Below are 16,208 nucleotides of genomic sequence, written 5' to 3' on the forward strand. Positions count from 1 at the left end.
TTTTGCTATCTTTTTTTCTTTCTTCCCTTCTCTTTTTTCTCTTTTTTATCGCTTTTTATTCCTTTTTTTACTTGTTTTTATTTTTGTTGCTTTTCGTTTACTTGTTTTTTATTTCATATCCCTTTTTTATTGCTCTATTTTTCAAGTCACTATAAATAATTAAAAAAAATTAGATTAACAAGATTTTGTATCTTATTATTAATTATAACATTTATTTTATCGGAATTTTTTAGTATTTTAGAGGATTTTGGTTAATTTTTATAAAAAAATATAAGTCGGATAAATCCGACTTATATTCTTCTAATGTATTCAAGTATTATTTGATTGAATGATTCTGAATTGTATAGATCTTCTCTTTTTCTTATTTTTTTTATCATATTATCCCTCCTTAGAGATATATGGTATTTGTTTATTCACTTATATTAAATCAAATGGAGTTAACTTCATGTCAAGTTTTAAATCGGACAAAAAAGGTTAAGATTGTGAAAATATTGGAGTTAACTCTATTAGTAGTTTTTAGATATTTTGTGAAATTAAATAATATTATTTAATAATTGAAGTTTTCTTTTTTTATACTTGCTTAATTGTTGATACTTGAAATAACATATATTTTAAATATATGTTATAATTTCTTTAGAAAGCTTGTTATAATCGCATTTTTATTTTAAATTTTTCCGGAGTTTATTTTGGAGTGGGAGGGAGTTTATGAAGTTTAGCATTAGAAAAAAGATGATTTCTTTATTGATCTTGATTTCTGTTATTCCTTTGGTCATATTGACATCTTATAGTTCTTTTAATTTTTATAATAAGATGAATGATAGTGTAGAGAAAATTGTTATGACCAAAAATGAGGATTTGACCGATTATATAAGGTCTTATATGAATCCTGTTATAGAACTTTCTAATTATGTTAAGTTGAATCTTGAAAAGAATGGTTTGAGTTGGAGTTTTCAGAATTTTAATAATTTGGTGAATTCATATAAGATGATAGATAATATTTATATGGGTTTGAGTAATGGTACTTTTTATTCTGAACCAGATTATGATCTGAATGATTCTTATGATCCTACGAATTCTTATTGGTATAAAGTTGGAATGGAACATCCAGATAGCATTGTCATGACTGATCCTTATTTGCAGGGTTTTAATAATAAGACTGTAATTTCAATAGTTTTTAATTTTGAGAGTTCTGGTATGCAGGGTGTTCTTGGAATGGACTTAGATTATGATCATTTAGTTATGATGCTTGAGAAAAATATAGGTTATGATTCAGCACAATCATTTGTTTTGACATATGAGGGTAAAAATATTCTTCATTCGGATAGGAATTTAATAGGTCAAGACAGATCTAATGAGGAGTTGTTTTTAAACGTAGATTCGGAGAGTGGTGTTGTTCATTATTCTATAAATGGTGTTGATAGATTTGGTTATTATAAAAAGATTCCAGAGTTTGAGTGGATAGTTTATACTTCTATTGAACGTGCCGATATAGTTAAGGCTCCAATTGATCAAACTATTTATTCTGGTATCATATCTGGTGTAATAATAATTTTTGCTATTTTTATTTCTTATTTTTATATTAGAAGTATTGTAAATCCACTTAAGAGATTATCAAAAGATGTTAAACTTTTTGGTGAAGGTGATCTCACAGTTGAATTTGTATCAAAAAATAAGGATGAGATAGATGAGATAGCAAATTCTTTGAATTATATGTCAGAAAATCTTAAGAATTATATTATTAATATAAAGAATGCCTCTGATGATATAGAGAAATCTTCTGATTCTCTCAAAGATGTTTCTTTTGAGAATAATAGAGGTATAGAGTATTTAGCAGAACAGTCTGTAACTATTCAAAATGATTCTCAAAGTGCATTTTCTACAATAGAACAGGTTAAAATAGGTGTTGATGAAGTTGCTACAAATTCTCAAACTGTTTCTAAAGAATCTCAGAATTTGAACGATCTTGCGAACAATACCAATGATTCTGCTAAAGAAGGGTATCACAGTATTAAAGAAATGATTAATTCTATTAAACAAGCTGTGGGGCAGTCTCAAGAAACTGAAAAGAATGTAGAAATACTTTCTGCTAATGCGGATGAAGTAAAAAATATAGTTGATAGTATTTATTCTATTACCGAACAGACTAATTTACTTGCTTTGAATGCAGCAATTGAAGCAGCCCGTGCAGGTGAAGCTGGAAAAGGATTTGCTGTTGTTGCAGATGAGATAAGAAAGCTTGCAGAGGAGTCTGCTAAGGCAACTGATAGAATAGGTGAAATCTTGGGTAAGATAAAGAGTGGTACTGATGTTGTCAATAAGGCAACTCATAAAACTTCTGATATAATACAAGTTGTAGATTCTGAAATGAGTAATGTTTCAAATAAATTTAAACTTATTTTTGATCAGGTTGAAAGTATGAATTCTGCTGTGGAGAATTTAACTGCCAATGCTCAAGAGCAAAGTGCAAGTGCTGAACAAATGAATTCTTCAATTACTGAAATATATAATGCAGTTGCTGAAATAAATCAAAAATTGATTCAAACAGGAAATACTTTGGATCATCAAAAGAGTAACACGGGTAAGATTGAAGATAGTTCTGAAGAACTTAAAGGATTATCAGAAAATCTTAAGAAGAGTATAAGTGCTTTTAAATTAAAATAATAAGTAATAAATAAAGGAAGAACTTTATTGTTCTTCCTTTATTTTTATTTCAGTTATTATATTTATTTTAAAGTCATTTAGCCATTGTTTGTTTGCTTTTATTTCATATATTTTGTCTTTTTTTATGAGATTTTCATCTATATAGAATAATTTGTGTTCATATTCGTTTTCTATTATTATTTCATATAGGTTGTTTTCATCGGGAATTTCACTTATATAACTTATTTTCCCATTGTAATTTATTATTTCATCATCGTTTTTTTGTTCTTTTTTATTATTTTCAAGGTTTTTGTTGTTTATTATTGTTATTTTTAAACCTATGTTTTTTCCTATGGCAGTTTGATAACCTTGAATTTGATATTTTTTATTTGTTTCTAAAAGATTTTTGTTTTCTTCATTTATAAATGCAGTATATTCTGTATTTCCATCGGAGATTTTTATTTTTAATATTCCATTTTCATCTGGCTTTTGATTTATTTGTATGACTTTAATATCCATTTTTATTGTTTTTATCTCTGTTGGCAATCTTCTTATGGTTATTTTGCCATTTTTTAATCTTGGTATATCATTTGTATTGAAAGTCATAGGAAATAAGTTTATACTTAATAATAATGTAGAAAAAAGAAATATAATATTTTTCATTCTTTCTCCCTTCCTTTTTTGTTGTTTTTATTTATTTTATGTTTTCTATCTTAAACAACTCTTAAAGAAAGGAATTATTGAGTATTTATAGTTTTGAAGCTGCTTCTTTATCTACTATTATGTATACATCATTATGCAATTGTAATATTGATGCTGGTAATTCTGGTGTTATATTTCCTTTTACTGTGCCATATATTGCATCTGCTTTGTTTTTTCCATTTGCAAGAAGTACTATTTTTTTTGAGTGCATTATCGTTTTTATTCCCATGCTTATAGCTTGTTTAGGTACTTCATCTATAGAATCAAAGAATCTTGAATTTGCTTTTATAGTTTCTTCATCAAGATTTACAAGATGTGTTGTAGATTCAAATTTTATATCTGGTTCATTAAAACCTATATGGCCATTTGTTCCTATTCCAAGTACTTGTAAGTCTATTCCACCAGCTTTTTTTATTTTTTCTTCATAGTTTATACATTCTTCATGTATATCTTTAGCCGTACCATCTGGTATATTTGTATTTTCAGTCTTTATGTTTATATGGTTGAAAAGGTTATTTCTCATGTAATAATAATAACTTTGATCATTATCTCTGCTCAATCCGAAATATTCATCGAGATTGAATGTTTTTGTTTTTTCAAAGTCTATTATTTTTTGTTCATAGAGTTTTATCAATTCTTTATACATTCCTATTGGAGTACTTCCTGTTGCTAATCCTAAAATAGATTCTTCTTTTAATATTATTTGACTTGCCACTATTTGAGCAGCTTTTATGCTCATTTCTTCGTAATTATTTACGACTATAACTTTCACAAAATCATCCTCCTAAAATTTATATTATTTGATTGAGAAATGATGTGCCGTTTTCAGGGGCTTCAATTTTAAAGTACTCGGCAACTGTTGCGCCAACATCAGACATTGTTTTTCTATGTCCAATATTGATATTTTTTTTATTTTTATTGTATATTAAGAGTGGTACATTTTCTCTTGTATGATGTGAGTGGCCTATTGTAGGATCATTTCCATGATCTGCCATTACTATTAAGTAGTCATCATCTTCCATTATATCTATTAATTGTTTTATATATTTATCAGAAACTTTTAATTTTTCTACATATCTTTCTACATTTTCGGCATGACCAGCTAAATCAGTTTCTTGTACATTTGTGCATATGAATCCATCTTTCATTTTTTTGAATTCTTCTATAGTTTGTTTCATTACATATTCTGTATCTACACCTGGAATTGATTTTCCATATCTATTTTCAACTATATCAGCTACTTTTCCAATTAAGGTTACAGGGATGTTGTTTTTTCCTAATATTGTTGGGATTTGCACTTCTGGATCTATTCCATATCCAAGATGTATTACGAGATAGTCTTTATTATAAACACCGCTTTTTGGAGCGTTTACTCCTATGTATGTATCATCTTTTGTTTCTATTGAGTTTATTAAGTCATCTTTTGTAACATCTTTTCCACCAAAGGCTATAACTCTTGAAACTTGTACCTGACTTCTCACTATTTTACCTATTTCTATAACTTCTTCAAAAGATATTTTATCGAAGGTCGAGGTTACATTATAAGCTTGACCTCCATCTGCTTCAAGATTATCTCCAACTGTTACACAATTGTTTACTAATAATATTTTTAATTTTTCGCCTATATATTCTACATTATAGCCTTTTTTGATTAATTCATTGTATACTATATCTATTTTTTTTGAGAATGGTTCCATTATTGGATGTTTTGGATTTGTTCCCATTATTTCTTGATGACCATAGAATGTATCTGCATTGAAGTGCATTAAACTTGATTTTCCAAAAACAGCATCTGGATTTTTTTTCATATCTTCTGTTTCCATATTTAATGCATTCATTAATCCAAGTTTTTCTAAAGTTGGTAATTTTAATCCTGGAGTTTTTTCAAATATATGTTTTGCTGTATTTGCACCAAAATCTTCTGGTCTTGTTTTTATAACATCATCCATATAACCTACACCGTAACTATCTAAAACTATAACTGTAAATTTTCCCATTAAGATCATCTCCTTAAGAGTCTGCCCTGGCTGTCATATAAACCAATTATTTCAGCTTTCCCTTCTTGTATCCCTTTTACTACTGCAACTTTACTTCTTGTTACAAAGATTTGAGTTCTAAAATTTAGTATTGTTGTGTCTCCTATTGCATTGTTTTGGTCTATTTCTATATAGTAATCTATACTTTCTGCATCTGGCATTATAGTTTTTTCTATTTTTGAATTTTCTATGTTTTTACCAACTAGAACATTTTCCATATGAGATCTTCTATAATGTCCTCCACCGTACATGAATGAGGAATTTTTTAAATTATGTGATATTTCACTTACATATACCATAGAAGGTATTTCTTTCATATCAAAATCTGCATGCATAGGGGTTGTTCCAAGTAGTCCATGACCAGGTTCACCATGTGTTCCACCATTTTCTTTTATTTTTTTTATGGTGTGTGTACATGTTGCCGAAGGCATATTTATATGACCTGGATTTATTCCATTTTCATTTAATATTTTTATAGCTTTTTTTATAGTTTGAATATTTGGAGTTGGTAATATGTCTTTTTTTTGTTCATTATATAAAAAACACGGGAATGAAGTGATTCCATATATTTTTATATTTTCCATTTTTTGAATTTTTTTAATGGCTTCTTCTAATTCGTTTAAATAAAATCCACCATATTGAGCTGGATATAACATATCACCATCATTTAATACTCTCAGCATTATTTTTTGGGTTTTGCCTAAATTCTGAGCTTCATCATTTATTTTTTGAGCTTTTTCTATAGAATATACAGTCATTATTTCTGGATCTTTTTCTAAAAAATATTTGATCATAGAGTTTGGAGTTTGTACGAGATGTCCAATATTTCCAATTTTTATGTTATTTGCGGCGAGTATTTCTGCTTCCTCAAAATCGACAACTACAGCTCCTTCATATCCAATTTTTAATAATTGGTCGGCAATATAAGGGTTTCTACCGAGTTGTTTAGTCATAAAAAATAGTTTTACTCCATATTTGTCTGCTTCATCTTTTATCGATTTCGCATTTTTTAAAAGTGTATCGAGATCTATTATATAAGTGTCTGGTGGTATCAAACCATTTTGATGTAATTCAAAAGCAGTTTGTATTAATTTTGGATTTCTTTTCATAGTTTTTTCAAGGAACATTTCATCACCTCTTGGAAATTTTATTTATAGATTGATTTAGTATTCTTATTATTGTGTCTGCACCACTTCTCATAGGATTTATTCTTATCATTCTGTTTTCGAGTTCTGGATCGGCAGCTCTAAATGTTCCGGATATTCTATAGAACATAGGGGCAAATTCATATTTTGATTCAGATCCTACAGGATGTGGAATTGCTCCGAGTTTTTCAGCTTCTTTTAATACATCATAAGCTATATTTTCATCGAATTCAACCAAGAGAACTTTGGATTGTGCATTTGCTAAAAATGCATTTTTTATATGAGGAACTTCATTATTATTAAGTCTTTTTACTAATTCATCATTTACTTCTGCTTGAATTGCAAGAGATACAGGAGCATATATTAAACCATATATTACATCCATAGCTTCATGTCCTTGTACTTGACTTCCACCAGAATAATTTAAGTTTTTTACTTTTTGAATTAATTCTTTTTTTCCTACAAGACAACCAACACCTTCTGGGCCGAGAAGTTTAAATGTTGAAAATGCAGATAATTCAGCTCCACATTGTGTACCCATTTTTTGAGTTTTCATTATAGCATAGTTGTCATCTATTATTATTGGTATATTTTTTTCATTTTTTATTATTTTTATAACATTTTCAAGATCATAAGAGTCTTCTATTTTTTGTCTTGAATGTTGTATTAAAGCACCTTTTATGTCAGGATTTTTTTCGATTTTTTCTTTTATATCATTTATATCATTGAAATCAGCTTTTATTGTTTTTACACCCATAGTATTTAAAGTAACTTCTGTCGTTGGATAGATAGGTGCATCATGTACGAGCAATTTTTCATTGTTGTTTATAAAACTTATTAAACCCCATCTCAAAGCACCTGTTCCTGATCCTCTCAATAGTATAGCATCTTCTGCATCGAAGAAATCTGCAATTGTTTTTTCAACTTGTATAGTTGTTGTTGGTTTGTTTTGACCCATCACTACTCCGAGGTCTCCTCTTGAAAGTATTTCATGCCCTTGGAAATTTTTTGTTATAGAGTCTATCATTTTAAATTGTAATTTTTTAGCTTGTTCTATATTTAATGATTTAAGAGGATATGTTTTCAATTTATTCACTCTCCAATATTTTTTTCGGGTTGTTTATTAGCATATTTTCTATGTCAGTATCTTTTACTCCATTTTTTATTAGTTCAGGAATGAATTTGTCTAAAAGATATGAATATCCAATTCCACCTTTGTATTTTAAATGTGATTTTCTTGTTATATCTACAGATAATACTATTCTTTCAGATAAACCTTTTTTACAAAGATTTGTTAATATTTCAATTCTTTTTTCATCACTTAAATAACTCAGTTTTCCTATTGTATCTATTTCAACATAAACGCCTTTTTGTATTAGTTTTTCTATATATTCTATATCACCAGTTAAATCAGTATGACCGAGTATAATTTTATCTAAATTTGCATTCATTTCTTTGAATAGTTCTATTTGTTCTAAACCCATGGTACCAAGACTTGTATGTGTTGTTATAGGCCTTCCTGTATTATTATGAGCTATTGCTGCCGCTCTTAGAACTTTTTCTTCAGCAGGAGTTATTTTATCTTTTGAAGAACCAACTTCTCCTATTATTTGTGCTTTCACTCCGTAGTTTTCTATGCCATTTATTATTTCATTTTCCATTATTTTGGCAAGCTCTTCTTTTGTTTTTGTATAAACTTCGTCTGGTAAAAATGGTTCTTTATAGTATCCAGTTGAAAATATAAAGTTCATTCCAGTTTCTTCTCTTAATTTTAGTATATATCCGATATCTCTACCCATACCCATATTTGTAACTTCAACTATATTTTTTACATTTTTCCCCATTAATTCTAATAATTCTTCTTTTGTTTGATCATAACAATCAAGTCTGCAATCTGGATCTTTTTTTACTCCCGATAAATCTATTCTCATGTGTTCATGCATATAAGTATATCCGTTTTTTAACATATTAATCACCTTCCTTAAAAAAGTATTCTTGCTTTTTTCGTTCATAAGATTTTAAAAAGTATCTTTTATATAGTTCTGGTAATTCATATATTTGATATATTTGTTTACAGAATTCGATTAAGTTTGCAGTGTTTTGTACATTCTCTTTTGAACATATTAATAAAGATTTTGAAAGTTCATTTGTTGGTATTGATATGGCAGATGAGTTTATCATATTTGCAATTTTTGAGAGGTATTTTCCAGATTTATTTTGTTCGTTTTTATAAGTTTCTCCCATACAACCAAATACAGAATCTCCCATTCCATATATATCAGTAGGTCCTTCCATACAGGATATAAAATCTACTTCTTTGAATATTTTTTTTATTTGTTTTATAGATTCTTCTCTATTTGAAAAATCTGGATATTTGAATTCTTTTATTTGTACATTTCCTACATTTTTTATTATATTTTCAAGTGTTTCTTTCATGGGTTTATCATCGGCTGTGTATAGATTTGAGGGGATAGCTATTATATATTTTTTATTTTCTGGTTTTATATCAAAAAGTAATTTAAATATATTTTCTATTATTTCAAAATTTTTTGAAATTATTCCAGTTCCAGCTGTGAATTCTATGTTATCTGTAGACTTTTTTGAATTTTTTGCTTTTAATCCTGCTCCCTTTAGAAGAATTGAAAATAAGTTTAAAGAAATAGCTGGATTTATTACAGATCCACCTCCATCTGTAGCTATTGCAAAATCATTTATTCCATACAATACATTTACAGCCGAGGCAGAGGATGAGCCCGTCATATTTTTTCCAGTTATTGGATTTTTTATATTTATATCTATTGCCCTACCGCCATCTGACATTTTATCTATTGTATGGAATAAATAATTTTTATTTGAAAGTTTTCTTATGATGTCTTTATTTATTGAAGAAGTATTTTTTACTCCAAATGTATAAAAATCATCATAAGTTTCTATTTTTTCCATCATTATATTTAATATATCTGTATTTATTTTTTCTATAGTGATATCTTTAAAATCAAATGCTTTTATATTTTTTTTTGCTATTTTATATACAAGCTTATCTCTCATATTAGATTCTCCCGATTTTTTATATTAAAATGGAGGCGAAAGCCTCCATCTTTTTTATACACTGTAAAGTCCAATTAATGATAATAAGTTTATTAAAATTCCTACTAATATAGCTCCAACAGGTCCTACTGCCATATCTACTATAGGTTTCTTTGATGTTTTGTTCAATACATATAAACCTACAACTATAAAGAATCCTAATTTTGGAGCCATTTGATTTGCAGCCATCATACCGCCAACTAATAATGCAACTTCTAGAACTTTTGACATAGCTGTTCTTATATTGTCTCCAGCTTTTCTCATTCCAGGGAATTTATCAAGCATTTTTGCAAGAACTTCTAATAAAAGAACTTCTAAAGTTATAACTATTGCTCCCAATATGAAAGCTAAGAAAGCATTTTTTGTTAAAATTCCTACAACGAATACAAATGTCATACCAACAGGTCCATAAACACCTGTAGCAAGTGCTGTTGTAGCAACTAATGGGATGAATCCTATTCCTCTTGCGAATGCAGTTAAAGCTGCTTCAGTATTTTTTCCTTCAGCTAAGAGGTTTAATGATATAGGATCTCCTGCTAATGTTCCATAGCTTGTAGCAGCGGCAACTAATCCACCCATTATTGCAAGCCAAATAACATTTTTCTTTATTCTCTTTACTCTGTCTCCAAATAATCCTTTATAATCCATTTGTGTTGCATTTGGATCAGCTTTTTCATTCATTGCGTATATTAACATAACTATCATTCCAGCGAGTAAAGCCATACCTTCTGGATTTAAAGCTATTTTTGAATCTCCTATTGTAAATATTCCATAGTACTGTGTTATTTGTCTAACTAAGAAAGATATTACTAAGGTTATCATTCCATTTTTTACTCCGTATTGATAACCAACAACAACTGCTGGAAATACTGCAAATGCTGCAATTATAGGAGCTCCAACTTGTCCTAAAGCTGGTAAAAAGTTTACAGGTAATTTTGCAAATACATCTACTATTGATTGAAGTCCAAATAATAAACCTAAACCGTATAAAGCACCTATTACACCAGCAATTATTACTCCTTTTTTGCCATCAGGTGACCATGTTCCAATAATATCTGTTCCCAATAGTATGGAATGTATTAAGATTATTGTTGCTGCTATTGAAACAGGAATTCCAAATCCTATAACAAGACCAAAACCAAGTGCGAAACTTGTTGCTGCAAGAGCTTTTTTGTCTATTCTTCCTTCTAAATATTCAGGAACAATAGGCCTTAAACCATCGTTAAATACTGCTACACCTTTGTTTGCAAGAATAGAAGCGAAACCGCCTATCAATGCGATTAAAATGTACTCCATGGAATTACCCCCTAAATTTTATTTTAAGATTTCCTTCATGATTACAGGTATAACTTGATCCATATGTTGCGGTGTAAATCCAAATGCTTTTTTACCGTTTTTTACTTCTGATATTATTTCAGCATCTGATTTTACATTTCCAGGCATAGAAACTGTTGCACACATTGGCATTCCCAATAAAGCTATTGCCATTGCTAATGCACCACCTCCACCAGTATTACATGCACCAAAGTAATAATCTGCTTGTCCAGTTTTTATTGCCATTGCTGCTTCCATATCTGATTTTACTTCTACTGATACATTATCTCCACCAATAGACTTTATTTTTTTTGCCACTGCGTCTTTGTCAATCTGACCACCAACAACTATTTTTAGCATTTTTATGCCCCCTTTTATTATTTTAATTCATTGTTTAATAGTACACATAAATGCATTTGAATGAAGAATTTTTCATTTTCAGGAATTTCTAATTTTATTATATTTTCTATTTTTTTTATGATATTTAAAGATTCTTCAAAGTATTTATCAGCTTTTATTTGTTCAATTATAAAATCATCTGCTGAGTCTATTTTTTCATCTTTTTTTATTCTTGTTAAAGCAATTGAAAGATGAGTTATAAGCATCGCTCCATTTTCTTCATTTAATTCTATTTTGTAATCATCAAAAATGGATTTTATTATTTGATGTATTTCTTCAAATGTTTTTTGATCTAATTGTCCTGATTCTTTTAAAATATTTAGTCTGTCTTTTAGTTCCATGTTTGCCTCCTTAATAATTTGGAATTATGTTTCCTTTTACAACATTTTTTTGATATGTTTTTACAAGATTTTGATCTATTATGTCTAATAGAAGATTTTTTATTCCATCATTTGTTTTATTTACCACAATTACAGCTTGAGTATCTTCACCTTTTATATTCTCACGTTCAAGTTTATAATATTTTATATCCATTTTTCTTTCATTTATTTCATCAACATTCCATATAGCTGCATCTATTTCTTTGTTTATTACCTTCGATAATATTTGATTATAAGGTAAATCTATGAAGTTCACATCTATACCTTTACAGGCATCAAGTGTTAATATGTAATGGTCTAATGAAGATTTATCTATACCCACTTTCATATTTTTTTCTATTTTAGTTTTTGCTTTTTCTGAAAATATCATGGCATGTTCATTAACATATGAATATCTTCCAAAATCCATTATGATTTCTATTTCTTCATTATTTTTTATACTATTCAATGCAGCAAATTTTGAGAGTACTGCAAAGTCATATCTTTTTCTTTTTAAAGCTTCAATACGATTTTTAGCTCCTCTCATATATGCAAGATTGAAAGGAATATTTTTGCCTTCTATTGATTTATAAAGTCCCGTTGAAAGTCCTTCATAAAGTTTTGAATAAGGAAGTGGCATAACTCCCATCAATGTTCCCAAACCTGTAAAATCCCATAGTATTTCATAATTTAATTTCTCTATGAAAGTTCCTTTATGACCTTTCGCTCTTAATTTTATAGCCTGACTATCTTTTAAAAGATTTAAAGCATTTTGAATAGTACCCCTACCATATGAGAATTTTTCTGAGTAATAAGAAACAGTGTTTATTCTCTCGCCTTCATTTTTGGTTATGAATTCCCTCGCCAAAAGTGTGGCTACAAGACCATTCTTTTGCATTAGTTTATTTTTAAATTCCATAAGACATTCCCCCATTGTACAAAATACTGTATTTTTAATTTAAAAAATAAAAAAATAAAAAAAGATTAATAATTACAATAATATACAATTTCCTGTATATTATCAAAATTATAATAAATATTTTTGTTTTATCAAAATCAGATTATAAATAATTATAGTTATTTATTTAAAAATAAGTATGATTAACAATGAAAATCTTCTTTGTATTAATTAAAATAGTTTTATTTTTATTTTTTGAAACTTATTTATTAGCAATCTTTCTAAATATAGAGTATTTTTTATCTATTTAAGTTTAATTACCTTTTATTATAAATTATTGGAATTGATTAATATTTTTTTAATTGTATAATGGAAATTGTAAAAAGAATTAAATATACAGTTAACTGTATATTGTATAATAAGGATTTTTTAATAATCAAGAGGAGGGAGTTCATGAAAAAGATTTTCAGTTTACTTTTTGTTTTAAGTATTTTTGTTTTTTCATTTGCTTTTACAGGTCAAATAGACAGTTTGGTTAAGGATCAATTTAAAGGTGAATTTAAAGCTCATGAGAATAATGCATCTTTATTTATAGAAAAGAATGGTGCATCTGTTTCTGATATGGAACTTTTCATCAATGGTATGAAAGTAAATATTTTTGATTCTGATGAAAATGTTTTGAAAGTAAATGTTTCTAAGTTTGTTGTTGATGGAGTTAATGATATAGCTTTTGTTAATAAATCTAAAAAAGTTGCAAGAGTTGTAGTTCCTTTCATCACACTTGAAAAAGCTTTACCTGAAAAAGCTGGTATGAATTCAGATGTTTTAAGTAAGATTGATGCTGTTGTTGAAGGTGAAATTTCAAAAGGTATAACACCTGGTGCAGTTGTTTTAATAGCAAAAGATGGATATATAGTTAAAGAAAAGGCTTATGGTTTTGCTCAGAAATATGATATAAAAGGATTACTTAAAGATCCTGTATATATGAATACTAATACTATTTTTGATCTTGCTTCTGTTACAAAAGTTATGGCAACTACACAATCTATAATGTCTTTAATATCTGAAGGTAAAATTAATAGTGTTGAAGATAAAGTTATTAAGTATTTGCCAGAATTTGGAAAGAATGGTAAAGAGAATATAACTATTGCAGATTTACTTACACATACTTCAGGTCTTACACCTTGGAAACCAACTTTTTATCATGTTAATAATAGAAAAGAAGAACTTGATTTTATAAATAATTTACCACTCGAATATGAAACAGGTACAGATAGAAGGTATTCAGATTTTAGTTTCATGGCTCTTGGCTTTATTGTTGAAGCTGCAAGTGGTATGCCAATGGAAGAATATGCAAAAACAATTTATAATGAATTAAATATGGTTGATACTGGATATTTACCATCTGAAGATTTAAATTCAAGAATAGCAGCAACTTCTTGGGGCAATCCATATGAATACAGAATGGTTATGGATGATTCTTTTGGTTATAAATGTGAAGAAAGCAAGTATTTTAATGAATTTAATGGTTGGAGAAACTATGTTTTAATAGGACAAGTTAATGATGGTAATGCTTTTTATGCTAATCATGGCGTTGCTGGACATGCCGGATTATTTTCAACAACAGGAGATTTAGCAATTTTAGGACAAACTATGTTAAATGGTGGCGGTTATGACACTACAAGAGTTTATGATGAAGATATAGTAAAAGAATTTACAAGTCCAAAGAGATTTGGCCAAGGTTATGGTTTTGAAGTTGATAAATCTTGGTATATGGGAAGCAATAGATCAAAAGAAACTTTTGGTCATACAGGATTTACAGGAACACAGGTTATATTTGATCCTAATTTTGATTTACAGATAATTATTTTGACTAATAAACAACATAATGGAGTTAATCCATTTACAAAATATAATAGTACTGGATATTTGAGTAGAGAAGTATGTAATATAGTTTATGAATCAATAAAATAATTTATAAGTCAGATGAGAAAACTCATCTGACTTTATTTTTTTAATAGTCCATTTTTTAATATGTCTATTAGATAATTAAATTTTTTTATCGCTTTTTCATAATAATTTTTATCATTGAAATCAATATTTTCTTCTATTATTTTGTAGTAATTTGATATCATAAAACTCATGAGTTCATTTATAAAATCTTCCGGAATATCGGATCTTATTATATTTTTTTCTATTGATGCTTTTATTATTGGTTTTATGAATTGGTTTGTAGCAGATGATAATTTCTTTTGTATTTTTTGATTTATTCTCGGATCTTTTTCATTTACAACATTTTGTCCAAATTTTATATATTCTGGATATTCAGAAGCAAATCTTAAGCCTATTTTCGCGGGTATTTCAAAAACAGAAAATATGTCTGAATAGTCTATTTTGTTTTCATTATAATAATTTTCGAAGTATTGTGATTTTTCTTGAGCAATTTTTTCTATTAAGTAAAAGTATAGTTCTTCTTTTGTTTTGAAGTTGTAGTAAAAAGTGCCTTTACTTATTTGGGCATTTTTTAATATATTATTTAATGAAGCGTTTTGAAAATTTTTGTCGCCAAATTCTTTTATAGCGGAAGACATAAGTCTTTCTTTATTTTTAAACTCTTTAAAATCCATATTCTACACCTCATACTTTAAGCTTAAATTCTTTTGACATTTTTGGTATCATTGCTATTATAACAAGTATGTGTAAAATAAGAGCTATTATAAAACTTGAAAATGAATTTATCATTGTTTCATTTATTCCAGATAATATTATGTTATACACCCAGTATCCTGGGAGTATATAGAAGAAATATTGTATTTTTTGTGGAAGTATAACTGCTATCATTGGTAACATTATGAATATAAAAATTATTGTTTTTGATATTGCAATTGCTGAATTTTGATTATCTGCTATTGTTCCTATTATTATTCCTACTGTTATTGATAATAATGTTCCTAGAATCAATATGTATATGAATTCTAAATAATTAAAATTAAATCCTATAAGTATTATTTGAGATATTATTCCAAGTATTACAGATATTATCGATGCAAATATTATTTTTTCTATCATATATATTTTTAAATTTAAAGGAGAAACTGAATAAGCTTCTATCATCTTACTTTCTTTGTCTTCTACCATTAAAAATCCCATAGAAACTCCAGGTATACCTATAACAAGAAGTATTGAGAGCGAGGTTATCATATTTAATATTTGATTGTTTTCGATTCCCAATGAACTTGTTTCAATATTGATTTGTCTTTCATTTTGTATATGACTTAGTATATTGTTTAATTGATTTTTTATCAATGGATCTTCATTTCCTTGAACTAATATTTTTATTTGAGAATTTTCATATTTTATTCCTATAATATCATCAAAACTATTTATTCTTTTTATTAGATCTTCTTCATCATCATATTCTTTTATATCATAATATTTTTGTAATTCTGTTTTTATTTCTTTATCTATATTGTTCATTAATAAAAGTTTTGAACTACTATTCATAAATGATGGTGAAAATATTTTTATAATTATTATAAGTATTAAGGGCATTATATAGAATATTATATTTAGTTTGTCTTTTAATATTAATTTAAAATCTTTTTTTAATAAATTTTTTATTTTCATA

15 protein-coding genes are annotated in these 16,208 nt (G+C 27.5%); 2 read left to right on the forward strand and 13 right to left on the reverse strand.

The annotated features are described in order from the left end of the window. The first annotated feature begins 705 nt into the window (after window positions 1-705). Window positions 706-2,661, forward strand: a complete 1,956-nt coding sequence (locus tag C7380_RS07725) for a methyl-accepting chemotaxis protein (protein ID WP_109604931.1) — start codon at window positions 706-708, stop codon at window positions 2,659-2,661. A gap of 24 nt (window positions 2,662-2,685) precedes the next feature. Here C7380_RS07725 and C7380_RS07730 read toward each other — a convergent pair whose 3' ends face one another. The 11 genes from C7380_RS07730 to yhfZ form a co-directional block, all read right to left on the reverse strand. Further along, the gene (locus C7380_RS07730) at window positions 2,686-3,303 is read right to left on the reverse strand and encodes a hypothetical protein (protein WP_109604932.1); all 618 of its coding nucleotides are present in this window, start codon (window positions 3,301-3,303) and stop codon (window positions 2,686-2,688) included. A gap of 85 nt (window positions 3,304-3,388) precedes the next feature. Next, window positions 3,389-4,114: a glucosamine-6-phosphate deaminase gene (nagB, locus tag C7380_RS07735; RefSeq protein WP_109604933.1), complete on the reverse strand. Its 726-nt coding sequence runs from the start codon at window positions 4,112-4,114 to the stop codon at window positions 3,389-3,391. Window positions 4,115-4,133: 19 nt separating this feature from the next. Further along, window positions 4,134-5,339 (reverse strand): phosphopentomutase, encoded by a 1,206-nt coding sequence (locus tag C7380_RS07740; protein WP_109604934.1) that lies wholly within the window; start codon window positions 5,337-5,339, stop codon window positions 4,134-4,136. 5 nt (window positions 5,340-5,344) lie between these two features. Next, window positions 5,345-6,505, reverse strand: coding sequence for a YhfX family PLP-dependent enzyme (locus C7380_RS07745; RefSeq protein WP_109604935.1), 1,161 nt, complete (start codon window positions 6,503-6,505; stop codon window positions 5,345-5,347). Between the two features lie 4 nt (window positions 6,506-6,509). Continuing rightward, window positions 6,510-7,610, reverse strand: a complete 1,101-nt coding sequence (locus tag C7380_RS07750) for an aminotransferase class V-fold PLP-dependent enzyme (RefSeq protein WP_109604936.1) — start codon at window positions 7,608-7,610, stop codon at window positions 6,510-6,512. Window position 7,611: 1 nt separating this feature from the next. Then, complete coding sequence (locus tag C7380_RS07755) at window positions 7,612-8,490, reverse strand: phosphotriesterase family protein (protein ID WP_109604937.1); 879 nt, start codon at window positions 8,488-8,490, stop codon at window positions 7,612-7,614. A gap of 1 nt (window position 8,491) precedes the next feature. Further along, window positions 8,492-9,571 carry an amidase gene (locus tag C7380_RS07760; protein WP_109604938.1) on the reverse strand — a complete coding sequence of 360 codons (1,080 nt, stop codon included), beginning with the start codon at window positions 9,569-9,571 and terminating at the stop codon, window positions 8,492-8,494. A 54-nt stretch (window positions 9,572-9,625) separates the two neighbouring features. Beyond that, window positions 9,626-10,906 carry a YhfT family protein gene (locus C7380_RS07765; protein ID WP_109604939.1) on the reverse strand — a complete coding sequence of 427 codons (1,281 nt, stop codon included), beginning with the start codon at window positions 10,904-10,906 and terminating at the stop codon, window positions 9,626-9,628. Window positions 10,907-10,924: 18 nt separating this feature from the next. Further along, window positions 10,925-11,284, reverse strand: a complete 360-nt coding sequence (locus C7380_RS07770; protein WP_109604940.1) for a DUF2620 domain-containing protein — start codon at window positions 11,282-11,284, stop codon at window positions 10,925-10,927. Between the two features lie 17 nt (window positions 11,285-11,301). Further along, on the reverse strand, window positions 11,302-11,664 hold the full coding sequence (locus C7380_RS07775; RefSeq protein ID WP_109604941.1) for a PRD domain-containing protein: 363 nt from the start codon (window positions 11,662-11,664) through the stop codon (window positions 11,302-11,304). A 10-nt stretch (window positions 11,665-11,674) separates the two neighbouring features. Beyond that, a complete protein-coding gene (gene yhfZ, locus C7380_RS07780; protein ID WP_109604942.1) occupies window positions 11,675-12,601 on the reverse strand; it encodes a GntR family transcriptional regulator YhfZ in 927 nt (308 codons plus the stop codon). A 432-nt stretch (window positions 12,602-13,033) separates the two neighbouring features. Here yhfZ and C7380_RS07785 point away from each other — a divergent pair, with 432 nt between their 5' ends. After that, window positions 13,034-14,554 (forward strand): serine hydrolase, encoded by a 1,521-nt coding sequence (locus C7380_RS07785; protein WP_206050562.1) that lies wholly within the window; start codon window positions 13,034-13,036, stop codon window positions 14,552-14,554. A gap of 32 nt (window positions 14,555-14,586) precedes the next feature. On the opposite strand, the gene C7380_RS07790 is transcribed toward C7380_RS07785, so the two are convergent. Both C7380_RS07790 and C7380_RS07795 read right to left on the reverse strand, forming a co-directional pair. Next, entirely contained in the window at window positions 14,587-15,207 is a 621-nt protein-coding gene (locus C7380_RS07790; RefSeq protein WP_109604943.1) for a TetR/AcrR family transcriptional regulator, read from the reverse strand. Between the two features lie 10 nt (window positions 15,208-15,217). Beyond that, window positions 15,218-16,207, reverse strand: coding sequence for an ABC transporter permease (locus C7380_RS07795; RefSeq protein ID WP_109604944.1), 990 nt, complete (start codon window positions 16,205-16,207; stop codon window positions 15,218-15,220). Between the last annotated feature and the right edge of the window lies 1 nt (window position 16,208).

The sequence above is a fragment of the Oceanotoga teriensis genome (genome assembly GCF_003148465.1).
Lineage (GTDB): Bacteria > Thermotogota > Thermotogae > Petrotogales > Petrotogaceae > Oceanotoga > Oceanotoga teriensis.